Origin of the sequence: Streptomyces sp. NBC_01304, from assembly GCF_035975855.1 — a bacterium.
Lineage (GTDB): Bacteria > Actinomycetota > Actinomycetes > Streptomycetales > Streptomycetaceae > Streptomyces.
Window position 1 is genome coordinate 481,730 of sequence record NZ_CP109055.1, and the last position, 22,241, is coordinate 503,970.

Sequence of the window (22,241 nt, forward strand, 5' to 3'; positions counted from 1 at the left end):
CGCAGGTCGGCATACTCGTCGAAGTACTCAGGCGGGCAGAGCAGCTCCCGGCCATCCGTACCGCCTGAGCATGTCAGCCGGCACGCCGACACCGACGAAGCAGCGGCGTCGGCTCGGCCTGCGGCTCCGTCTCTCGCCCGGGGCGCAATGCTGAGTACCGGCGCATCGGGCTCGGGTGGCACGCGAAGGGCGTACCTTCCCGGGTAGACGATTGAAGGTCACCGAGTGGGCCCACGTTCGCTGCACGGGTCGCGAAGGTACGCCCGTACTCGTCGAGTCCGCCCAGCAACGATGGCGGGCCGTGAACGCGCCCCGCCTCGTCGCGCTCGTCGAACGCGTGCCGGCGACCGCAGCCTGACGTGGGCGGTGCCGGACAGAGCCACCGTGAGAGAGGCAGCAATGGACCAAGGCACCCGCGGGGAGCTCATCAGCCGGCTGGCCGAGGCGGTCACATCCGCCACGACCGCGCACCCGCTGCGGGTCGCCATCGACGGGCCGCCCGCCTCCGGCAAGACCACGCTGGCCGACGAGCTCGCCGTCGTCCTGCGCGCGCAGCACCGCGACGTCATCCGCGCGACCATCGACGACTTCCTCGTCCCTCGTGCACAGCGCTACCGACGCGGCCAGTACTCGGCCGAAGGCTGCTACTTCGACGCCCACGACCGTGCCGCGCTGTGCCGGGTGTTGCTCGATCCACTGGGCCCCGGCGGAGACCGAAGGTTCCAACACGCGGTCTACGACAGAGACACCGACACCCCATCGTCCCCGCCGGCCACGACCGCCCCCGCGGACGCCGTCCTGCTCTTCGACGGCGTCTTCCTCCTGCGCCCAGAACTCATCGACCGGTGGGACCTGCGCATCTTCGTGTCCGTCCCCTTCGAGCAGACGGTGGATCGCGCCCGGAACCGAGGCACAGCGCCGGCCGGATCCACCGCCGACACTGCCGAGATCGAGCGGTCCTGGCGCAACCGCTACATCCCCTCCCAACAGCTCTACTTCGCCACAGCCCGCCCAACCGACCACGCCGACGTCATCGTGTACAACGATCAGCTCCAGCGGCCCGCCTGGGAAGTCGGACCGCACTCACCGATCCACCGGATCTGACAGTCGCTCTCGCCCAGGGGATTGTCGCCGCTCTCCACTAGTCGGGGTCGACCGGGAGCAGGCCGCGCTCGGCGAAGACCTTCTTGGCGGTGAAGGTGGCGTTCAGGGCCTTGGGCATCCCGCAGTAGACCGCGGAGTGCAGGAGTGCCTCGGTAATTTCGTGCGGGGTGAGGCCGACATTGAGGGCGGCGTTGATGTGGACCTCCAGCTGGGGCTCGCAGCCACCGAGGGCGGTCAGCATGCCGAGGGTGACCAGTTGGCGATCCCGCGGAGCCAGGCCGGGCCGACTGTAGATGTCGCCGAAAGCCCAGGCAACGACCTGGTGACCGAGTTCCGGTGAGATGTCGGCGAGCGAATCGATCACTCTCTGGCCGCCTTCGCCGTCGACCTCGGTGAGCACCTGCATGCCACGCTCGAAGCGGTCCTGGCGCGTCTCTGCGGTAGCAGCCTTCTCAGTCATGCTTGTTCCGTTTCCTGCTGCTCGCCGAGCAGCTGCTCGTAGTTCCCGGTTTCTCGCAGCCTCAGCGGATCGCCGGCCAGTTCGGGTCGGCAGCTGCGTAGCGGCGCTGGTTGCCCGTGGTGCGGCCAACCCGTTCGATGAGGTCGGCGCTGTCGTGGATGTTCCGCTGACGATGCAAGAACCGTAGAACCTGGAGTTCACTCCAGGTGAAACGGTCTCTCGCCCCGTATGGACGGGCCGTCGCAGATGGTCGGCTCGTCCGGACGTCGTCGGGGACGGCATGCACGATGTGCTGGATAGGCGTTGCCTTGGTCGTGAAGGGCCGGACCGGGAGCGGATATTCGGTGTTCTGCCCGCCCCCTGAGGACACAAGATGATGCGCATGACTTTGGCCACGCCCGTACTGCACACCGCCCGCCTGCGACTGCGCCCCTTCACCGACGCCGACGCGGACCCCCTCTTCGCGCTGCACAGCAACACCCACGTGATGCGCTACTGGGACTCCCCGCCGTGGACCGAACGGGCCCGCGCCGAACGCTTCCTCACGATGTGCCAGAAGATCGCGGACGAAGGCACCGGGGCGCGGGTGGCCATCGACCGTGCCTCTGACGGGGCCTTCGTCGGCTGGTGCGGCCTGACCGGATGGAACCCGGACTACCGCAGCGCATCGTTGGGCTACGTCCTCGACGAGGCGATGTGGGGCCACGGCTACGCGCCGGAGGCCGCACACGCCGTGCTGCAGTGGGCATTCGACACACTGGACCTGAATCGAGTGCAGGCCGAGACCGATACACGCAACGTGGCATCTGCCCGGGTCCTGGAGAAGGTCGGCTTCATTCGGGAAGGGACGCTGAGGGAAGACTGCGTCGTGAACGGCGAGGTGTCCGACTCCTGGGTGTTCGGGTTGCTCAGGCGAGAGTGGCAGCCGTCCGCCGGGCCGATTCCAGCTCGCGAAGTGCGGCGTTAAGTCCGTTTCTGGTAGAGACCCCGTCCGGGTTGAGTGCGGATGCCTTGACGGGTGAGGCGTCCGAGACGGCTATGGGTGACGTTCATGGCCGGGTCGTCGGTGGGCATGCCGTGGAGTTCGTGCGGATCACGGACTCGGAACACCTGATTGGGGTAGGTGTCGAAGGCGTTCACGATGCCTGGTCCTTGCCGTGGTCGGCGAGGTTGCGGCTGACGCCGCCGACGGTGCTGTCGACCATCGCGCCGTGGATGACATCCTCGCCCTTGGACTCCCGGTCCACCAGGGCCCTCACCAGGCGGTTCCCGCACTGTTCAGCGGCCTGGCCGAGCAGAGCCCTGCCGGCGGCGGCACTGTCGTGGGCCGAGGCGGCCGGCACGACGACGCCGATGATCAGCCCCAGGACGCCGACGGCCAGTCCCCGCTTGCGGCTCGGAGTCCTCTTGTTCGCACCCAGCCCCGTCGTGGGCGCTCGGGGACCTCCGCGGCCGCGTGCAGGGAGAGCGTGTCGATGACCACGAGGGACGGGTCCTCTGGTCGGCGGGCCTTCTCCCTCACCTGGCCCGTCCTGCTTCCCGGCCGTGATCATCGGCTCGCTCAACTCCCATTGCCCGTCCGGTAAGTCGCCGAGGACGGCTCTCTCTTCACACCCCGCATATCCGCATCGTCATGCTCACCAGGCGGCTCGTGCGGGGATCAATACCATGATCGAGCGAGGGCATAAGCGAGGTTAGTGCAATATGCGCGATATGGTCCCTTGAGTCGATCGGCTGCCACCTCGACAGCTACGGGACCCTGCCGGGCACCCGGGTCCCGCGGGTGGAGCTCAGCACCTCCCAGGATTCGACACGAAGGAACGATCGTGGCTTTCGCTCTCGACACCGCCGCTCAGGACCTGCTGTTCCGTGAGGCCCACACCGTCAACAACTTCACCGACGAGCCGGTGACCGACGGGCAGATCCAGGAGATCTACGATCTCGTAAAGTACGGTCCGACCAGCATGAACGGTCAGCCGATGCGCGTGGTGCTGGTGCGCACCCCCGAGGCCCGCGAGCGTCTCGTCGGCCACATGGTGGACAGCAACAAGACCAAGACGGCCGCCGCCCCGCTGACCGCGATCCTCGCGCTCGACACCAGGTTCCACGAGAACCTGTCGACCCTGTTCCCGCACGCCCACGACGCCCTTGAGATCTGGGCCCCCGAGGACTTCCGGATTGCGCACGGCAGGTTCAACGTCGGCCTGCAGGCCGGCTACTTCATCATCGGGATCCGGGCCGCCGGCCTCGCCGCAGGCCCGATGACGGGGTACGACCCCGAGGGCATCAACAAGGACTTCTTCAGCGACGGCAAGCACATCGTGCTCGCCGTGGTCAACATCGGCAAGCCCGGCAAGCGGGCGTGGCACGACCGCGGCCCCCGCCTCGACTACGACCAGGTCGTCACCACCGTCTGACCGTTCAAGCGAAACGACCCCGTCCGCTCCGGACGGGGTCGTTCGGCGCCCACAGCCGCCTCGGGCGACTCACTCACCAAGGATTCCTCGCCCAACCGGGACGAGGTCGCCACCAGAAACGGACTCAACACCCTCTCAAAGCGGGGCCCGCATCCACACGAGCGCCCACTCCCCCGCCGGGGGATCAAGAAGGGCAATCTCTCAGGCCGTGTGCAGGGTCAGTCCGTAGCGGTTGAGTATCTCGTTGACCGGCTGGTACCAGGTCTCTCCCCCGCTGCTGCAGTTGCCCCAGCCGCCGGAGGTGACGCCTTGGGCCTGGTCACCGCTGATGAACGAGCCGCCCGAGTCGCCGGGTTCGGCGCAGGCGTTCGTCTTGGTCATCTGGTGGACGGCGCCCTGGCTGTAGTTGACGGTCTCGTTCTTGGCCAGGACGGTGCCGCAGTGCCAGTGGGAGGTGGAGCCGGAGCGGCAGATGGAGGCGCCGATGGGTGCTTCGGCCGAGCCGCGGACGAGTTGGTCGGAGACGGTGCCCCAGCCGAGGACGACGGGGACGGTCCACCAGCCGCTGCCGACGTTGACCCAGGCGTAGTCGTTGTCGGGGAACGAGGATCCCTGGAAGTTCCCGATGTACGAGCCGTCCCAGCCGCTGACGCTCTGGCCGGCGCCGCCGCAGTGGCCGGCCGTGACGAATCCGCCGTGCACGGAGAAGCCGATGGAGCAGCGGACGTTGCCCGTGTAGTACGGGTCGCCGCCGACCGTGCCCGCGGCGAGGGTGGTGGGCTTGTGGTCCACGGTGCGGACCGTCAGCGGTGCTGCGTTGCGGGCTCGCGCGAGGAAGCGTCTGACATCGTTGTCGCCTTGCTGTTCGGCCTGCACCTCCACGACGACCTTGTTGGTCTTCCAGTCGACGTGCCAACTGTTCACGCCTGCCGGGGCCTTGAGGGCGTCCAGTCGCTTCTGGCTCGTCTCCAGCTGCCGGGCGCTGTGGGTGACCAGCTCGACCTTGGCGCCGGTGGCCCTCACCGCTGCGGCCTTGTTCCGGTCGGCGAGGGCGACCGTCAGGCGGCCGTCGTCGGGGGTGAACCAGGAACCGGCGTAGCCGGATCCGGCTGCCGACCGGGCCTTCTCCTCGATGGCGGTGGCCTGCTTCTCCTCGGCAAGCCGGGCCTTGGCCTCGCTTCGATTCAGCCCGAAGTCGCGTTGCATGGCGGCGAGTACACCCGCGGAGGCCGGGGCGTGCGCGGTCTTCGGGGTGTCGTCCGCTGCGGATGCCGGTGGGGATCCGGCGGTTACGCATGCACCCGTGACGACAAGTGCGGACAGCAGGGTGCGCAGGGTTGTCGTACGTCTCATGTAGATCAGCCCTTCGTTGTTCCAGCGAATGTGGGGGTGGAACAGTGCGGTGCGTTCTGAGAGCGCTCTCAGGGCATGTCGGTGGAGAGCCTAGCGACGGATCATGAGCAGGTCCATGCCAATGCGGCGATGTGAGCCGGGCATGTATGTACAGCCACGAATCCTCCCGGTGCAATGCTCAAGACCCACGAGGAGTGCAGGGTGACGGGCAACACCCGGAACCAGGTACGCAGCAGCGGCCCGAGGCCTCGGGCCGATGAGGTCACCGCTCCGGGAAGGTCACCGGCCGGCGGGGCACCGCTCCGCGGGTCACGGCTCCAGCCGGAGCGCCAGCTCCTCGGCCACCGCGACGTCCAGCGGGAACGAGTCGGCACCGATCATCTCGCCGGAGACCACCGCGGCGCCGTTGACCGGCTGGAAACCGTGCTCGGCCATGAGCCGGCTCGCGCCCGGATTGGGCGTCCCGTCACCTGCGACGTGCCAGAGCGTGACCGTGCCGAGCCTGGTGCTCGTGATGCTCTCCGACCGGAGCAGACGGCTGATCTCCTGCACCAGGTTCATCCCCCAGAGCTCCGTCGGGACGTGCTTGACGCGGCCGCCCTTGACCACCAGCAGTCGCTTCGATCCCTTGCTACGACTGAAGATTCCCATCCGGTGATCCTAGGGTTCGCGCCCTGTGGACGTACCGCAACCAGCCCGCACCGTAGGGCAGTTGGAGGTCCGGATCGGGACCGAATCCAGGCCGGGACTGTATCGCCGGGACCGACTCGGCGGGTCGACGCTCCGAGGGCGGGCACGAGAGACCCCTTCGACCCCATCTTCACCCTCAATATCAACATCACTCGCGACTGACCGACGCGACAGCGCCCCCGGTCCGCCGACCGGACCTGGGCGCAGCTACGCGATCACCCGAGGTGTGTGATCTGCAGAATGCGTAGGAGTTGACGCGGGGCGTGGGTCAGGAGGAGTACGGCGACCGTGCGTTCCAGGACGAGGGTGCGTGTGACTCCGTCGTCGATGCCGTAGGGCTCGGTGGCGCCGTAGGGGTCTTCGCAGGCTGCGTGGACGGCACGGTCGAATTCGTCTCTGGCCTGTTGTGGCAGGGAGTCCCAGACGGCTTCGACGGTGGCGTCGTATCGCAGCTCGTACACCCGCGACAGGCTGTCAGGTCAGGCGGCGCCCTGTGAGCGGATTCGTGCAGCTGCCTGCTGGAGACGAGCCTTGCCGTCGATCCACTCGCCGGGGGGCGCCTCCCCACGTGCCTCTGCGGCAGTGATTTCCCTGCCGCGTTCGACCGCGGCGAGAGTGTCCTTGGCGATCCGCTCCCACTTGGCGAACACCTGGAGCAGCTGGTGAGCCGGCGCCTTGTTGATCTCGCCGAGGAAGCGTTGGGCCAGGGTGGGGTTGCCGAGGGCGTCACGGATGGACTCGATGGTCCACGGCTGCTCGCTCATCGCAGTCTCCAGGCCGCTGGCTGTGGCAATACAGTTCCCGCTTGCTTCGAGCGTAGCGCCTGGCCGGCCGGCCAGGTGGCCGGGCGTCGCACTTCGCTGGTCCCCGTGGTGCGGCCCTCTTGGCGAGCGGCGACTTGCAGGCATTCGGTGTGCCCGCACTGCTCGCCACCGGCGCCCGGTCGACTCGATTGCTTCGCGAAGCGCGGCGATGATCTGCGTCCGGTCGGCGTGCTCGGAGACGATCTGACCAGCCACGGGGTGGGGGGCAAGCAGGGCGGCGAGGCGCAGGTGAATCAAGGCCGCAGGTCGTCGATCACCGGGTGTAGCGGCGGATGCGATAGCGCACCCCGGACGTAGAGGACCGCCAGCCACCGTCCTCGGCGACTTGCCACGTCGGGTCCAGTGTCGGGGCGTAGGTGTCGCCCTTCACTGTCGAGTCGATTTCGGTCACCGACACTGTCGTGGCGTACGGCAAGGCGGCCCGGTAGATTTCCCCGCCGCCGATCACCCATGCCGCCGCAGGGGCAGCCGGCGCCGGCGACTCGGCGGCGAGTTCCAGCGCCGTGGCGATGGATCCGGCGCGCTCCGCGCCTTCGGCCGCCCACTGCGGATCGCGCGTCACGACGATGTTGCGCCTGCCGGGCAGCGGACGGAATCTCGGCGGCAGCGACTCCCACGTCTTGCGCCCCATCACCACGGGATGGCCGCTGGTGGTCGCCTTGAAATGCGCCATGTCCTCGGGCACTCGCCACGGAATCGCGTTGTCGGCCCCGATCACGCCGTCGAGGGTCTGCGCCCAGATCAGCCCGACGTTCACACTGCCACCGGGGCCTTGATCGCCGGGTGGTGCTGGTAATCGAGCACCTCCACATCGGCGTAGGCGTAGTCGAAGAGTGAGGCGGCCTGGCGCAGCTGCAGCCGGGGAAACTCGAACGGTGTGCGCGAAAGCTGCTCGGTGACCTGCTCGACGTGGTTGTCGTAGATGTGGCAGTCACCGCCGGTCCAGATGAAGTCGCCCGGCTCGAGGCCGACCTGCTGCGCCACCATGTGCGTGAGCAGGGCGTAGCTGGCGATGTTGAAGGGGACGCCGAGGAACAGGTCCGCGCTGCGCTGGTACAGCTGGCAGGAGAGCTTGCCGTCGGCGACGTAGAACTGGAAGAAGGCGTGACACGGCGCGAGGGCCATCTTGTCCAGCTCGGCGACGTTCCAGGCGGAGACGATCATCCGGCGGGAGTCCGGGTCGCGGCGCAGGGTGTCGAGGATCTCGCTGATCTGGTCGATGTGGCTGCCGTCCGGAGTGGGCCAGGAGCGCCACTGGACGCCGTACACCGGACCGAGTTCGCCGTTCGCGTCGGCCCACTCGTCCCAGATGGTGACGCCGTGCTCGCGCAGCCAGCCGACGTTCGAGTCGCCGCGCAGGAACCACAGCAGCTCGTACGCGATGGACTTGAGGTGCACCTTCTTGGTGGTGACCAGCGGGAACCCCTGCGCGAGGTCGTAGCGCAGTTGGTGCCCGAAGATACTCCGGGTTCCGGTGCCCGTCCGGTCGGCTTTGGCCGTCCCGGAGGTGAGTGCCAGGTGCAACAGGTCTTCGTACTGGGTGTCCGCCACAGGCGTCGAGTCTACTGGCCGCCCACCGCTCTACTCGCCACCTGCCGCGCCTCGACCATTCCGCACTTGGAGCACCAGAGCCACCGCGCGGTGCGACGTCACCTCGCCACATAGGCATTGAGCGGCGAAAGACCGGTCATGCTGACCTGCAGCCCTTTCAGCTTCGTCGAGTGCAGGTAGGTGAGCGTCGGCACGTACGCCGGGATGGCCACCGCCTCCGCCATCACCAATTCGTCCACGTAGGACCACTGTCTGCCCGCGTCGCTGATGTCCTCCACGTCGTTGGCGATGTCGATCCTCTGGTTCACCTTCTCGTTGCTGAAGTGGTTGTAGTTGCTCGATACCGGATAGCCCGGCTGGCGGCCGTCGAAGTAGTCGGGCAGATAGGTGGAGGCGGTCGGCAGGCCGCTGCCGACCGAGACGCGGTACAGGTCGAACTTGCCGTCCCGCACGCCGTCCCAGAACTCGGTGGCGCTGACCTTCTTGATCGTCACATCGATCCCGGCCTTCTTCAGGCCCGCTTGGACGGCCTCGGCGCGCTGCGTGTCGGCGACGCTGGTGTCCCGGACGCCGAGCGTGAGGCGGAGGTCGGTCTGGCCGGCCTCGATGAGGTATTTCCGGGCCTCGGTCGGATCGCCGTTCCGGCCTGCCCCGTAGATGTCGCGCTGGTCCGCGCCGACCACACCGGGCGGCATCAGACGATGGGTCACGGTGCCGTTGCCGCCGCTCGCCTTGCGGATGTCGTCGGCGGGCAGGGCGATGGCGATGGCCTGGCGCGCCTTGACGTTCTTCACCCGGTCGATATTGATCATGTACGACTGGACGTACCAGGTGGGGGACTTGACGGACTTGAGGGTGGCGTCCTTGGCGCCGGCCTGTCCGGCCGTGAGCAGGGGATCGTCGGATCCGTTGAAGGTCGCGACGGCCTTGCCCTCCCCCGCCGCCACGGTGATCCGGGCCCGGAGCTCCTGGAGCTGGACGCCCGCCTCGACCGTGTATCCGTCCGGGTATGCGGTGCGTACCGGGTCGGTGCTCTTCTGCCACTGGGGGTTGCGGGTGAGGGTGAGGGACTTGCCGTTGGTGAAGCCGCCGGCCTTGTACGGGCCGGTGCCCGGCAGCCCGGTGGCGGCCAGCGCGCTGCTCGCGGTGTCGGCGGACCCCTCGGGCAGGGGCGCGGCCGACGGGCTGGCGAGGGCGACGTTGAAGTCCCAGTGCACGTCGGCGAGATGGAAGACGAGGGTGCGGTCGTCCGGCGTCTCGATCGCGCCGGCCTTCGGCGGTTTGCCGCTCTCGCTCTCGCCTGCCTTCGGGCCGTACAGGAAGCTGCGCACCGTCCGGTCGCCGCTCGACAGGCCCGGCTTGGTGGTGCGCTCGATGGCGTACCGGAAGTCCTTGGCGCGTACGGGGGTGCCGTCGCTGTAGGTGAGCCTGGGCTTCAGCTTGAACGTCCATGCGCGGCCGTCCGACGACTGGCCGGTGTCCGTCGCGAGGTCGCCGACCAGCTTCACGTACCCGGTCGGATCGCTCTTGAAGGCGGTGAGGCGTCGATAGAGGAGGTCCGCGATCTGCTGGTCGGTGCCGGGCCACATCTGGCCGGGGTCGATCGTGGAAATCGGGTTCGGTTCCAGGACGCTGACCGTGCCGCCCTTGCGCGCTCCCTTGACGGCGGGCGCGGGGCCCTTGGAGTCGGCGGCGGAGCCGAGCGAAAGGAACATGGAGCTGGCCACCGGGGACACGCCTCCGCCGGAGTTGTCCTGTTCGGAGGTGTTGTTGCCGCCACCGCCGCTTCCGCCGCCCGGTTCCTCCTTCTTGAAGGGGTTGAACACCACCAGCGTCGCCACCAGGGCGCCCACGGCCACCGCCGCACCCGCGCTCACCCACCATGCCTTGGCCCGCGATCTGCGCCGCGGCGGTGCGGGGCCGGAGGAGCCCATGTCCAGGGAGGTCGGGGCGTACGCGGGCACGGCAGGGGATGCTGCCGGTGTGAAGGGCGCCGGGCTTGCCGGTGCCGGCGCGGACGCCGCGGCCGGTGGTGGTGCTTGGGGCATCGGGGGCAGGGACGGCTGCGGAGCGAAAGGGTACGAGTCGGCGTCCGCGGGTGGGGGCGGTGCGGGTGCGGGGTTCCCGGCCTGGGCCCGCGCACCACCCAGCGCCTCGAAAGCGTCCAGCGCCTCCTGCGCGTCCGGCCGGTCGCCGGGCTGCTTGGCCAGCATCCGCACGACGAGTTCGTCCCAGGCCGGGGGCAGTCCCGGGCGGCGTACCGACGGGGCCTCCGGCATCTCGTACACATGGCAGTGCATGAGCGAGGCGGCCGAGCCCGGGTCGAACGGCGGTTGCCCGGTGAGGAGTTGATGCACCATGCAGCCCAGCGAGTACACGTCGGAGCGGCCGTCGTCCGGGCCTCTGGTGAAGCGCTCCGGCGCCATGTAATGCAAGGTCCCCACGGGCGCGTCGGAGGTGCCGGTGAGATACCCGGCGCCGGCCGTGGCGTCGAGGAACTTGGCGATGCCGAAATCGAGGACCTTGACCGTGTCCTCGTCCGTCACCATCACATTCGCGGGCTTGATGTCCCGGTGCACGATGCCCGCCCGATGGGCGGTGACCAGGGCACGGCAGACCTGCGCCCCTATCGCGGCGACCCGTTCGAGCGGCGGAGGGCCCGACTCCAGCAGCAGGTCCCGCACGGTCCGCCCGGACAGCAGGGGCATCACCAGATAGGGGACGCCGTCCGCCGTCCCGTGGTCGAAGACGGGCACGATGTACGAACTGTCCAGGGCCGCGGCGGCCCGCGCCTCCCGCCCGAACATGGCAAGCAGCCGCTGGCCCTCGGCGGCCGACGTACCGGGCGGCATGCTGAGGACCTTGACCGCGACCCGCCGCTGCAGGCGTGCGTCCTCGGCGCGCCACACCTCGCCCATGCCGCCCGCGCCGATGCGCTCCGCGAGCGTGTACCGCCCGTCCAGGACCGAGCCCCGCATTGCCCCCGCCTCCCCCGTGGCCGACGCAACCCCCTAGCCGTCGGTGATCTCAACCTACCGTTCGAGAAACCGGGTTGGGCGCGGTTCTTGGCTCCTACAAGATTCCGTAGGGCGGATACTGGTGATCGCTTGTCAGCGGCGCGGTGGCCCGGGTGGGCTCTGCTCCGCGCGTACGCGGTCGGCGATGCCCGTCGTCAGGGCCTCCGCCTGGTCCTCAAGGTTCCATTTCCCTTCCCGGTAGGCGTGGTTGCTCACCCAGTACACGAGGACGCCGTCACGCAGCGACCGTGCGAGGACGGCCAGCGACCAGTCGTTGCCGCCGTCGTGCCAGGCCAGCCGGCCGTCGGCGGTGTCGCGCACGTTCCAGCCGTAGCCGTACGAGCCGGTGGAGTCCGGGACACGCACGCGTGGCGTGAACAGCTCCTGCCTGGCCCGCGCCGGCAGGAGCGCGTCGCCCAACAGGGCCCGGTGCCAGCGGAAGACGTCGTACGCGGTGGAGAGCATGCCGCCGTTGCCGCGCAGGTTCCAGTACGGCCCGTCGGCGGCCCAGGGATGCTCGAAGGGCCGGCCCCGGCTGTGCCCCCGGCTGTCGTACTCCACCGCGACCAGGTGCCGCGGCCACCGGGGCAGTACGTACCCGGTCTGGTGCATCCCGGCCGGTGCGAACAAATGCCGGGCCAGGAACGCCTCGTAGCCCTCTCCCGACGCCTGCTCGACGATCGCGGCGAGCAGGCTGTAGCCGGTGTTGGAGTAGTGGAATCGCGTGCCCGGCACCGCTCGCAGCTTCGAGGCGAGAGCCCGGTGCACCAACTGGCTGCGCGAGATGCGCTCGTAGTCGTCGCCGAGCGATTCCGCCAGGCCCGAGGTGTGCGTCAGCAGCTGCTTGATGGTGATGTCGCGCTTGTCCTTGGGCACCGGCCCGAGGAACCGGCTGATCCGGTCGCCCACCCGGAGCCGGCCCATCACCTGCAGCTTCACGATCGCGGCCGCAGTGAACTGCTTGGTGATCGACATGACGTCGTACACGGTGCGGCAACTCGCGGGGGTGCGCGCGTGGCGGTCCGCTGCCCCGAATCCCCCGCAGTACGCAAGCTCGCCGCCGCGCGCCGCGAGCACGGTGCCGCCGGCCCCCTCGGGCAGCGTACGGCGCAGGAAATCGGCGACCGACTCGCCGGCCCGCCCCGGCGGTGGGTCACTGCCAGGGCCTTCGGCGCACCCGCTCAGCATCGACAGCGTCAGCAGCGCCACGACGGCCAGCGCCGTGGCACACCGGCGGCGCCCCCGACGGCAGCAGGAACGGCAACGGCAAGCAAGACGCATGCGACCCTCCAACATCCTGAATGTGCACCGAGGTTGACCGGCCGCGTCGCGGTTGCTCAAGCTGTCAGGGTGTTCGAGCTTGTACGAGCCTGTGTACGGCCAGCTCACGAGGGGGGCCACCATGCGCACCGCACCACCCGCACCGCCCGGCACCGACGCGGCCGCCTTCACGGCGGCGCTTCGCCGCCTCAAGGCTTGGTCCGGTCTGAGCTACCGCGAACTGCAGCGCCGCGCGGCTGACGCGGGTCACGTACTGCCTCACTCCACGGCGGCGACCATGCTCGGCAGGGACCGGCTGCCTCGCGAGGAACTGGTCGTCGCGTTCGTCGCCGCATGCGGGGTGCGGGGTGCGTCCGCGCAGGCGTGGGTGGACGCACGCATCACCATCGCGTGCGGTCTGCTGGAGACCCCGCCGGAGCACACCGTGCAGATAACGCCCGTACGCCGCCCACGGGTTCGTCGGTCGCGGTGGGCCTTCGGAGCGGCTGCGGCGCTCCTTGCCGCACTCCTGGGCGGGGCGGCGGCCGGGGGCGTCTTTACCGACCATGAGGAAGTGCAGCAGACCCAGGTGTCGTCCGGCGCCGACCTGAGCTCCGGTAAGTGATCAAAGTCTGACCGGCAACTCCCGCCCCAAAGCGTCTGCCGCAGGCCTCAGATCTCGTCCCACGGGACGCCCTCGTACACCTCGCCGAGCGTCTGCATCAACTTCTCGTCCACGCCGAAGGCCACCTCGTCGATTCCCGACACCGGGGCGATGCCGCGCGAGTTGGTGAGGAACGCCGCGCGGTATCGCGACAGGTCGCCGAGTGTGACTTGGGCCCGGCGCGCAGGCAGGCCCGCCTCGGCGAGACGGGGCTCGAGGAGCAACTTCGTGATGCCGGGCAGCTGCGGAGCGTCGGGCCACACGATGCCCGAGCCGTCGTAGAAGGCGATGTTGGCGATCGCGGCCTCCGCGATCGCCCCGTCGTCCTGGGTGAGCAGTACGTCGTCGAAGCCGTCCCGGCGCGCCACGTCCCCGTAGTGCACATGCGCGAAGCTGCTCAGGTGCTTGATGTGCGCGACCGCTCTGCGGTGGGCCACGGACCGCAGCCGCCAGGCACCGGCGGGCATTTCGCCGGGCGGCCGCACGGTCACCAGGACGGACGGCCCGTCGTCGCCCCGGCGTACCACTACCCGTACCGACGCGTCCTGGCGCGCACCGAGCGCTTGGCGCACCAGAGCGCGCACCCGCTCCCCGTCGAGCCGCAGCCCCCACAGCTCGTGCGAGGCCTCGTCCAAACGCGTCAGGTGGAGGCCGAGCCCGCGCGTGCGACCGCCTCGCACTTGCAGCGCGGTGAAGTGGCCCGCGGAGTCCAGGGCGTGCGGGATCAGTTGCTCGACGGTGGCGGTCCGGCCGTCGATCTCGATGTTCAGCAGTGCTGGGGTCGTCATGGGGTCACGGTACAAAGGGGGTTGACCTGGCCGCACAAAGGGGGGGCTGGCCTGGCCGCGGTCCCGACGGCCTGGACGCCGCGCAGTGCCGCGTACGTCCGCCCGGCGTTCGGAAGCAGCAGGTTCACCACTCCCCCGGGCCGCAGCCCCAGGGGCAGGAAGCGGTTGGCCGACTGATGGACACGGGCGAGCGAGACCGCCTTTCGCGTCGGGCCGCCGACGGCTAGGGTTTCGGCGCAGCGAGTCACCCCCGAGGAGCGAAGACATGCCCGGCCTTCCGAGCGCGCGTTGACGTTGTAGGCCCTGACCGGCCTGTCATCGCGTGCTGCCCTTGATGTTGCGGCACAGCGAGCCCTTCCCTGCCCGCACCCTCGACGCACCTTTCGTGTGCTCGGTCGCGGGCCTCGTTGTCGGCAACCCAGGGGATCTCCGTGCCGTCCGCTCCCTCCGCTGTATCCGATTCCGGTCGACCTGTTCCGTCAAGCCTGTGGCGGGACGCCGACTTCCGAAGACTCTGGGTGGGCCAGACGGCCTCCCAATTCGGTGAACAGGCAAGCCTGGTGGTGCTGCCGCTCTTCGCCGTCCTGACACTCCACGCCGGTGCCGGGGAGCTGGGCGTCCTTCGCGCGGTGGGGCAGGCGCCGATCCTGTTGCTCTCGCTCTTCGTCGGCGCGTGGGTGGACAGGTGGCGGACCCACACGACGATGGTCCTCGCCGACATCGGCCGGGCCCTGGTCCTGGGCGCGGCCGCCGTGGCCGGCCTCCTCGGCCGGCTCGGCCTGCCCGGCCTGTTTGTGCTTGCCTTCGCCGTCGGGGCCCTGTCCGTGTTCTTCGACGTGGCATACCAGGCGTCTCTCGTACGGCTCGTGGAACGCGACCAACTGGTGCGCGGCAACAGCGCGCTCGAGGGCAGTCGGTCCGCGGCGCAGATCGGTGGTCCCGCTCTCGGCGGTGCACTGGTGTCCCTGCTGTCGGCGCCGATCGCTGCCGCCTCCGGCGCGCTGCTCTTCGCGCTGTCGTTCCTGTCGATCCGGCGTATCCGCCGTGTCGAGTCGATCCAGAAGCACTTGGAACATCCCCCTCGGGTCTGGCGGCGGATCCATGAGGGCCTACGTTTCGTCGCCGGCGATACCTCACTTCGGACCGTGTGCCTGGCCTCAGCCGCTTTCCAGTTCTTCTTCGCGGCCGTGATGACCGTCTATCTGCTCTTCCTGCCGCGGGAACTGCACCTGTCGGGCACCGTCGTAGGGCTGACGCTTGCGGCGACGGGGCCGGGCGCGCTTCTGGGCTCGGTATTGGCCGCTCGCCTGCCGAGCCGGTTCGGTCATGGCGCGGTGCTCGTGGGTGCGGCGGCGCTCGGCGACAGCGTGTTCCTGTGGGTGCCCACGCTGAGTGACTCCTCTGTGGTGACGGTTGCCGTACTCCTTGCGGTCGGCTTCGTGTTCGGGCTCGGCGGCCAGTTGGTGAACGTCACGGTCATGGCAGTCCGGCAGGCCGTCACTCCGGACGGGATGCAGGGCCGCGCGGCCGCGACGATCACGTTTGTCGGCATGGGCCTGACCCCGCTCGGTTCTCTGCTCGGCGGATTCCTCGCGGAAGAGTGGGGGCTGCGCCCCAGCCTGCTGGTCACGGCCGGAGGCATGATGCTGTCCCCGGTCGTGATGGCCTTCTCCCCGCTCGCACGCCTGGGACAGGAGCTTCCGGCCCTGCATGACGCGCCGCCGGCTGCCGCTCACTCTCAAGCCCGGGGGACGACCCTTCGCGCCACTGGCGAGGCCGGGGCCAAGTAGTGGCTGTGGACTTGAGAGCGGCATCGAGTTGGGTCAGCTTGTCCTCGGCGCCGTCCGGACTCCATCTGTCCGGTCATTCGGCCGACTTGCCTGGTCAACAGCGCTTTCGCGGCTCTGCGCAGAGCGTGCCGCGCAGAGTTAACCGTTTCGCCTCGCGTCATGGCGGTTACACGGTGTGAAACACCAAACGCACTCGAGGCCTGGAAGGTGATGGTCATGTCGCTCGGCTTGTGGATCGTCCTGGGTATGGCGCTTGCTGTTGTGGCGGTGGTTTGGGCGGCTCCGCCGGTGCGCAGGCAGGGCGCAGGACGCCTGCAACGGAGATTCGGTCCGGAGTACGAGCGAGTCTGTGCGCGTCACGGCGGCGATACCACGGAGGCGGATCGTGAACTGGCCGCCCGCCTGGACCGGTTCGGTCACCTTCGTCTGCGCCGGCTGTCGGCCGCGCAACGCCAGGGCTTCGTCCGTAGGTGGGCGCAGACCCAGGCGGCCTTCGCCGACTCCCCCCGGCAGGCGGTGTTGCACGCCGCTCGTCTGGTGGGTGAACTCGCCGACGTACGCGGCTTCGACGCCGGGTCGGTCGAGACGACTGCCGAGGCCTTGTCGGTGCGCTATCCGCACGACGTGGACAGCTACCGCAAGGTCATGGCACTGGCCCAGACGCTGGAGATGTTCGGGCCGAAGGCGAGCGGCGACAGTGCCGCGTCGCCCGGGCGCACGGGCGAGGAGCAGCCCGCGCTGAGCACTGAGCAACTGCGCCAGACCCTCATCGAGGCACGAGGCTTGTGCATCGTGCTCCTCAGAAGGTCTCCGTATGACGGCCGGGCCCGCCGGATGGTCGCGGGCAGTGCAGACGGTGTCATGCCGGGGCAGCGTGGACCTTCGATGCGCACAACCCGCACGTCGGGCTGACGAGTTCGGTGGGGCGGGCCACACCTTGATGCGCCGCCCCACCGGGGGTCTCCGCACCGGCTCATACGTGCCTTCCGCGGACACCTCGCCTGTACGTTGCGGCGTTCGCGCCCGACGGCCGTGGCGGTGTCGACCTGAACCTGCGCCGACCCGCGGTCGCCACCCGGACCACGGACCGCCCGCCTCCTCCCGCTCGGCCCGGCCGGCTCAAGTCGGGTCGGCCTGCGCCAACTTGCGGGCCTGCCAGGCCAGCGTGTCGATGAGCGCTTCGCGGTCCCGGCCGGCCTCCGCCTGTGCCGTCAACTGCTCGGCCGCCAGCGGCGCGAGCATCGATTCGGCGATCATTTCCGCGGTCGCCTCGGGGTGACCGGCGGCGGTGTACAGGAATGCGAGATGGCGGCGCCAGAAACGGTAGGCGCCGATCCGGTGGCGCGCGCCCGGCGAAGCGGTCTCCGAGGCACGGACCAGCTCCAGATTGGCGAACGCGTAGGAGAGATATGCGCGCGTGAACGCCGCCGCCCGGTCGGCGGGCGTAGCGGTTCCACCCCCTTCCTCTGCCTCTTCCTCTGCCCCTTCTCCCGCCTCATCTCGCGCTGCGGCCTCGCCGTCGGGCCGACCGGGTCCTAGCGGCGCAGGCCCGTACAGGATGGCCTGCTGCAGATCGCTCTCTCGTTCGTTCAGCAGTGCTGCGGCCAGGCCGGCCCGGTCACCGAAGCGCCGGAACAGCGTGCCCTTGCCGACTCCGGCAGCGCGCGCGACGGCGTCCATGCTCACCTGCTCCACGCCGTGCTCGGCGAAGAGGACGGCAGCCGCGTCGAGGATCAGGCGACGGTTGCGGACGGCGTCCGCCCGCTCTCGACGCGGCGGACCCGGAGAGATCGCGAGCGGTTCTCCGGCATCCATCGTGACTCCCTTGACCAAGCGGACTGCGGTCCGTTACGTTTCCCGACAACAAGCGGACCATAGTCCACTTCCTTGGAGGGAGTCCACCCATGACCACCGACCTGATCACACGCGACGAACTGCGAGCGGCGATCGAGGCCGGCTCGGTGACGGTCATCGACGCACTCGGCGGCCACTACTGGGCCACACAGCACCTGCCGGGCGCCCTGCCACTGCACCCGTCCGAAGCAGCCGAACGCGCCGCCGATCTGCTGCCGGACCGCACCCGCCCGGTCGTCACCTACTGCAGCAACCCCGCATGCCCCAACAGCGGACAGGTCGCCAACACACTCACCCGCCTCGGCTACACAAACGTACGCACCTACAAGGAAGGCATCGAAGACTGGACTGCGGCCGACCTGCCGACTGAGAGCGCGGCCGACCTGCCGGCCGAGAGCGCCTGACACATCCGCCGACCCCGGCACCGCGGGAGCCGCTCTCGGTGCAGCATCAGCAGGGGTCGGAAGGCCGCCGGACCGGCGCGGGCCCGGCGGCCAGCAGGCGCGGCCAGTTGTCACTCACCAGCAGCAGCGGCTCCAGCGCCGCCCACTATATGAGGACTGCGGTGGCTTCGACCTCGACCAGGAGGTCCGGTTCCCCCAGCGCCGCAACGCCCAGCAGGGTGATCGGCTTGACCGGATCGATGCCCAGCTTTGCTGCCGCCCGCCCCACTCCCTCACCGAGCAGCGGCATCTTCTCGGGGCTCCAGTCGACGACGTAGATGGTCAGCTTCGCCACGTCGTCGAAGGAGCCGCCGACGCCGGCCAGCGCGGTGGCGATATTGAGGTAGCACTGCTCGACCTGGGCAGCGAAGTCCCCTTGGCCCACGGGCCGCCCGTCGGCGTCGCGGGCGACCTGCCCCGCCAGGAACACCAACTTCGATCCAGTGGCGACCGATAGCTGCCGGTAGACCTCGGGCTTCGGCAGCCCCTCGGGATTGACCAGCGTGACGGACATGATCGCCCTCTTTCTCTTGGCGTCAGGAGCAGCAAGATCAGCACCCATCAAAGCATAGCGATGCTATGTATTGTGAGGTCATGGCAAGGACGAAAGATCCAGCGGTCCGCTCCCTGCTGCTCGACCGGGCCGCACAGATGCTGCGGACGAGGCAACCGGTCACTCTGCGCACCCTGGTCGCCGGAACCGGTGTGTCAACGATGGCCGTCTACACCTACTTCGGCGGGATGGACGGCCTGTGGAAGGCACTGCGGCAGGAAGGCTTCACCCGCCTGGCTGCCCAACTCGCAGCCGTCAAGATGTCCGCGGACCCGGTACGCGACCTCGCCGCACTGGGCGCCGCCTACCTGGCCAATGCCCTGGAGAGCCCTGACCTCTACCGCGTCATGTTCGACGCGGGCTTCGATCTCGAAGACACCGGTGCCGCGGACGAAACCCTGCACCGTCTCGTCCGAGCCATCGAACGGGCCAAGGCGAACGGCCGCTTCCGAGACGAGGTCAACCCGTTGGACCTGGCCACACAGAGCTGGGCCATCGGTCACGGACTCGCGTCACTGGTCGCCACGGGCCCCCTGCCGCAGCAGGCACTCGCTCACGGCGTACCCATGCTGACCGCACTGTTCACCAGCGCAGGAGACGAACCCAACCGGTGCGGCCGGTCGGTTGAGCGCGGCTGGGGCTGGAAGGCCCCAGCCCGGTCCGGCTCTCGTGAGGGAGAGTCAGGCCCCAGGGCGCCCCACGCTGGTCCGCCAACGTGATTTCCGCGCCGCTCACAGCGGACACGGCCGAGCATCGACACCAGCCCCAACCCCAACCGCGCACGCGATCCACGGGAAGGCATCGCATGCCCGGGCGGTCGTAAGTGTCACGGCCCCACTGCGCGAACAACCCGTAACGAACACCGATCTCGTCCGGCACTGTCTTAGCTACGGATTAGGGCCCCTTCCCTGGCCGGTGCCGATGACGAACCCACCGGTTCCAGGGCTTTTGCTGAGCCCTGCCCTCCTCGAATGGACCCGCTGTGCGCGCGGCAGCCTGCGGCCGCGCCAAGAGTGAGGGCAGGGGCCGGTTCGCGGCGCCCAACGGGTCCAGTCCGGGAGAAGGCCGTGTCCCTCTATCTGTTCCGTCTTGCCCGCTGGGCCTTCCGCCGTCGTTGGCTGGTCCTCGGCCTGTGGGTGCTCGCCGCAGTCGCCGCGATCACCTTGTCCGTGGTGGGTGGCGGCAAGACCGACAACACGTTCACTGTGCCGGGCACCGAATCCCAGCAGGCCACCGACCTCTTGAAGAAGAAGCTGCCGGCGCTCGGTGGCGGCCAGACCCAGGTCGTCTTCGCGACCAAGGGCGCCACCAAGGTCACCGACCCGGCCTACAAGGCCGGCATCGAGGCCTCGATCGCCAAACTCAAGACGGTGCCTCAAGTCGGTCTGGTCTCGGATCCCTTCGAGTCGAAGGCCGTATCCAAGAGCGGGAACGTCGCGCTCGGCTCGGTGCAGTTCACCGCGGCGCCGACCGATGTGAAGGCAGAGACCCTGGACGCGGTCAAGGCCGCCGTGGCGCCGGCGCAAGACGCCGGAGTGCAGGTCGAGTACTCCGGCAGCGTCTACCCCGGCTGGCAGCTGAAGGTCTCCGAAGCACCGGAGATGATCGGTCTCCTGGTCGCCTTTGTGATCCTTACGATCACCTTCGGCGCGTTCGTCGCGGCCGGGCTGCCGATCCTCACCGCGATCATCGGCATCGTCGTCACCCTGATGAGCATCACCGCACTGGCCTCCGTCATGACCATCGCCTCGACCTCGACGACCGTGGCCATGATGCTCGGCCTTTCCTGCGGCATCGACTACGGCCTGTTCATTCTCGCCAGGCATCGCAACAACCTGCTCACCGGCATGAAAACCGAGGACTCGGTGGCCCTGGCCGCCGGTACAGCAGGCAGCTCGGTCGTCTTCGCCGGGCTGACAGTGATCATCGCGCTGTGCGGGCTCGCCGTGGCCGGTATCCCGTTCCTGACCGTGATGGGCGTGGCCGCCGCAGGAGCCGTACTGGTCGCCGTGCTGATCGCGCTGACCCTGATGCCCGCGATGCTGGGCTTCGCCGGCAACAAGGTGGCGAAGTTCATCAGCAGCCCGCTGCGCCCCGGCCACCACGAGAAGGTTGCCACCATCGCGGCCACCGAGCCGGAGCACACTTTCGGGGCCGCCTGGGCCCGCTTCGTCGTACGGTTCCGGGTGCCGGTCCTGATCCTCGGGGTGGCACTCCTCGGGGTACTCGCCCTCCCGGCCCTCAAGATGGACCTAGGCCTGCCCAGCGGCTCCTCGAAACCGAAGCACGACACCGCGCGCAAGGCCTACGACCTGACCACCGCGAACTTCGGCCCGGGCTTCAACGGCGCCCTGCTCGTCGTCGCCGACGGCATCCCTGACGCGGCCGCCGCGGCTCCGGTCGTCGGACAGCTGAGCAAGATCCCCGGTGTCGTATCGGCAGCGCCGATGGCGGCGGCCAACGACGTCGCGGTGATCCGGGTGATCCCCAGCACCGGCCCCAACGACGAGGCCACCACCGACCTGGTGCACCGCATCCGCGACAACCGGACGGTCATCGCCGGTGACACCGGTGCCACACTGATGGTCGGCGGCACCACCGCATCCAACATCGACGTATCGGGCAAACTCTCCTCGGCACTGCCCGTGTTCCTGATCGTCGTGGTCGGTCTGGCGTTCATCCTGCTGACATTGGCGTTCCGCACCATCCTGGTGCCACTCAAGTCGATCGTCGGATTCCTGCTCTCGGTGGCCGCCGCGTTCGGCATGCAGGTGGCGATGTTCCAGTGGGGCTGGGGCGAGAAACTGCTCGGCATTACCCCGTCGCAGACCATCAGCTTCCTGCCGATCATCATGCTGGCCATCATCTTCGGTCTCTCCAGCGACTACGAGGTGTTCGTCGTCTCCCGCATCAAGGAGGAGTTCACCAAGAGCGGTGACGCCAGGCACGCGGTGGAACATGGCACCGGCCTGTCGGCACGCGTGGTGACCGCCGCCGCGTTGATCATGTTCAGCATCTTCGTGGCGTTCATGTTCACCGACGACCCCATCGTCAAGGCCATCGGCTTCAGCTTCGCCGCCGGCGTCTTCCTCGACGCCTTCGTGGTCCGCCTCACCCTGGTTCCCGCCGTCATGGCGATCATCGGCACGAAGATCTGGTACCACCCCAAGTGGTACGCCAAGTACGTCCCCGACCTGGACATCGAGGGTGACAAGCTGCAGCACCAGTTCGATGCGGGGCAGGCCCGGGAGCCGGCCGGCACCGCGAAGTCCTGACCCTTTGGAGGGCTCCTGCGGCCTGCTACCGAGCAGCGAACAGGCGACAGCGGCGCAGCACCGAACGTACGTCAGTGGCACGGGCGATGAGGTCGGGCAGGACCGCGGTCCAGCCGGTCAACGGAGCGCGCGAAGGGCCGTTTCGTCGCCTCACCCCACGCCTGCCGGCCCGCGATGCGACGCAGCCCCGCCGGTGCT

Annotated in this window: 22 protein-coding genes; 9 read left to right on the plus strand and 13 right to left on the minus strand. The window is 69.0% G+C overall.

The window, feature by feature from the left end:
* Positions 1-399: 399 nt before the first annotated feature.
* Complete coding sequence (locus OG430_RS02060) at positions 400-1,104, plus strand: cytidylate kinase family protein (protein WP_327350614.1); 705 nt, start codon at positions 400-402, stop codon at positions 1,102-1,104.
* A gap of 37 nt (positions 1,105-1,141) precedes the next feature.
* Here the strand turns inward: OG430_RS02060 and OG430_RS02065 are convergent, their stop codons facing one another.
* Complete coding sequence (locus tag OG430_RS02065; protein WP_327350615.1) at positions 1,142-1,564, minus strand: carboxymuconolactone decarboxylase family protein; 423 nt, start codon at positions 1,562-1,564, stop codon at positions 1,142-1,144.
* 382 nt (positions 1,565-1,946) lie between these two features.
* Here OG430_RS02065 and OG430_RS02070 point away from each other — a divergent pair, with 382 nt between their 5' ends.
* Entirely contained in the window at positions 1,947-2,531 is a 585-nt protein-coding gene (locus tag OG430_RS02070) for a GNAT family N-acetyltransferase (RefSeq protein WP_327350616.1), read from the plus strand.
* A gap of 169 nt (positions 2,532-2,700) precedes the next feature.
* Here the strand turns inward: OG430_RS02070 and OG430_RS02075 are convergent, their stop codons facing one another.
* The gene (locus OG430_RS02075; protein WP_327350617.1) at positions 2,701-2,907 is read right to left on the minus strand and encodes a hypothetical protein; all 207 of its coding nucleotides are present in this window, start codon (positions 2,905-2,907) and stop codon (positions 2,701-2,703) included.
* Positions 2,908-3,390: 483 nt separating this feature from the next.
* Between OG430_RS02075 and OG430_RS02080 the strand changes: the two genes are divergently transcribed.
* Positions 3,391-3,981 carry a malonic semialdehyde reductase gene (locus tag OG430_RS02080; RefSeq protein WP_327350618.1) on the plus strand — a complete coding sequence of 197 codons (591 nt, stop codon included), beginning with the start codon at positions 3,391-3,393 and terminating at the stop codon, positions 3,979-3,981.
* Positions 3,982-4,182: 201 nt separating this feature from the next.
* Here the strand turns inward: OG430_RS02080 and OG430_RS02085 are convergent, their stop codons facing one another.
* The 8 genes from OG430_RS02085 to OG430_RS02120 form a co-directional block, all read right to left on the minus strand.
* Positions 4,183-5,334, minus strand: a complete 1,152-nt coding sequence (locus OG430_RS02085; RefSeq protein WP_327350619.1) for a S1 family peptidase — start codon at positions 5,332-5,334, stop codon at positions 4,183-4,185.
* Positions 5,335-5,643: 309 nt separating this feature from the next.
* Positions 5,644-5,985 carry a hypothetical protein gene (locus OG430_RS02090; RefSeq protein WP_327350620.1) on the minus strand — a complete coding sequence of 114 codons (342 nt, stop codon included), beginning with the start codon at positions 5,983-5,985 and terminating at the stop codon, positions 5,644-5,646.
* Between the two features lie 254 nt (positions 5,986-6,239).
* Positions 6,240-6,485 carry a hypothetical protein gene (locus OG430_RS02095; RefSeq protein WP_327350621.1) on the minus strand — a complete coding sequence of 82 codons (246 nt, stop codon included), beginning with the start codon at positions 6,483-6,485 and terminating at the stop codon, positions 6,240-6,242.
* An 18-nt stretch (positions 6,486-6,503) separates the two neighbouring features.
* Positions 6,504-6,788, minus strand: a complete 285-nt coding sequence (locus OG430_RS02100; protein WP_327350622.1) for a hypothetical protein — start codon at positions 6,786-6,788, stop codon at positions 6,504-6,506.
* A 313-nt stretch (positions 6,789-7,101) separates the two neighbouring features.
* Positions 7,102-7,605: a dihydrofolate reductase gene (locus tag OG430_RS02105; RefSeq protein WP_327350623.1), complete on the minus strand. Its 504-nt coding sequence runs from the start codon at positions 7,603-7,605 to the stop codon at positions 7,102-7,104.
* Positions 7,602-8,399, minus strand: a complete 798-nt coding sequence (locus OG430_RS02110; protein ID WP_327350624.1) for a thymidylate synthase — start codon at positions 8,397-8,399, stop codon at positions 7,602-7,604. Before OG430_RS02110 ends, OG430_RS02105 begins: the two co-directional genes overlap by 4 nt.
* A 98-nt stretch (positions 8,400-8,497) precedes the next feature.
* Complete coding sequence (locus tag OG430_RS02115; protein ID WP_327350625.1) at positions 8,498-11,377, minus strand: ABC transporter substrate-binding protein; 2,880 nt, start codon at positions 11,375-11,377, stop codon at positions 8,498-8,500.
* 132 nt (positions 11,378-11,509) lie between these two features.
* Positions 11,510-12,625, minus strand: a complete 1,116-nt coding sequence (locus OG430_RS02120) for a serine hydrolase domain-containing protein (protein WP_327350626.1) — start codon at positions 12,623-12,625, stop codon at positions 11,510-11,512.
* A 193-nt stretch (positions 12,626-12,818) separates the two neighbouring features.
* Between OG430_RS02120 and OG430_RS02125 the strand changes: the two genes are divergently transcribed.
* On the plus strand, positions 12,819-13,301 hold the full coding sequence (locus OG430_RS02125) for a hypothetical protein (protein WP_327350627.1): 483 nt from the start codon (positions 12,819-12,821) through the stop codon (positions 13,299-13,301).
* Between the two features lie 47 nt (positions 13,302-13,348).
* Here the strand turns inward: OG430_RS02125 and OG430_RS02130 are convergent, their stop codons facing one another.
* A complete protein-coding gene (locus tag OG430_RS02130; protein ID WP_327350628.1) occupies positions 13,349-14,128 on the minus strand; it encodes an aminotransferase class IV in 780 nt (259 codons plus the stop codon).
* Positions 14,129-14,559: 431 nt separating this feature from the next.
* On the opposite strand from OG430_RS02130, the gene OG430_RS02135 reads away from it, so the two are divergent.
* Positions 14,560-15,918 (plus strand): MFS transporter, encoded by a 1,359-nt coding sequence (locus OG430_RS02135; protein ID WP_327350629.1) that lies wholly within the window; start codon positions 14,560-14,562, stop codon positions 15,916-15,918.
* Between the two features lie 216 nt (positions 15,919-16,134).
* Positions 16,135-16,830, plus strand: coding sequence for a hypothetical protein (locus tag OG430_RS02140; RefSeq protein WP_327350630.1), 696 nt, complete (start codon positions 16,135-16,137; stop codon positions 16,828-16,830).
* A gap of 207 nt (positions 16,831-17,037) precedes the next feature.
* On the opposite strand, the gene OG430_RS02145 is transcribed toward OG430_RS02140, so the two are convergent.
* Positions 17,038-17,733 (minus strand): helix-turn-helix domain-containing protein, encoded by a 696-nt coding sequence (locus OG430_RS02145; protein ID WP_327350631.1) that lies wholly within the window; start codon positions 17,731-17,733, stop codon positions 17,038-17,040.
* Positions 17,734-17,822: 89 nt separating this feature from the next.
* Here OG430_RS02145 and OG430_RS02150 point away from each other — a divergent pair, with 89 nt between their 5' ends.
* Entirely contained in the window at positions 17,823-18,176 is a 354-nt protein-coding gene (locus OG430_RS02150; protein WP_327350632.1) for a rhodanese-like domain-containing protein, read from the plus strand.
* Between the two features lie 145 nt (positions 18,177-18,321).
* On the opposite strand, the gene OG430_RS02155 is transcribed toward OG430_RS02150, so the two are convergent.
* Positions 18,322-18,729 (minus strand): RidA family protein, encoded by a 408-nt coding sequence (locus OG430_RS02155; RefSeq protein ID WP_327350633.1) that lies wholly within the window; start codon positions 18,727-18,729, stop codon positions 18,322-18,324.
* Between the two features lie 80 nt (positions 18,730-18,809).
* Between OG430_RS02155 and OG430_RS02160 the strand changes: the two genes are divergently transcribed.
* Both OG430_RS02160 and OG430_RS02165 read left to right on the plus strand, forming a co-directional pair.
* Entirely contained in the window at positions 18,810-19,487 is a 678-nt protein-coding gene (locus OG430_RS02160) for a TetR/AcrR family transcriptional regulator (RefSeq protein WP_327350634.1), read from the plus strand.
* 348 nt (positions 19,488-19,835) lie between these two features.
* Complete coding sequence (locus OG430_RS02165) at positions 19,836-22,043, plus strand: MMPL family transporter (protein ID WP_327350635.1); 2,208 nt, start codon at positions 19,836-19,838, stop codon at positions 22,041-22,043.
* The last annotated feature ends 198 nt before the right edge of the window (positions 22,044-22,241 follow it).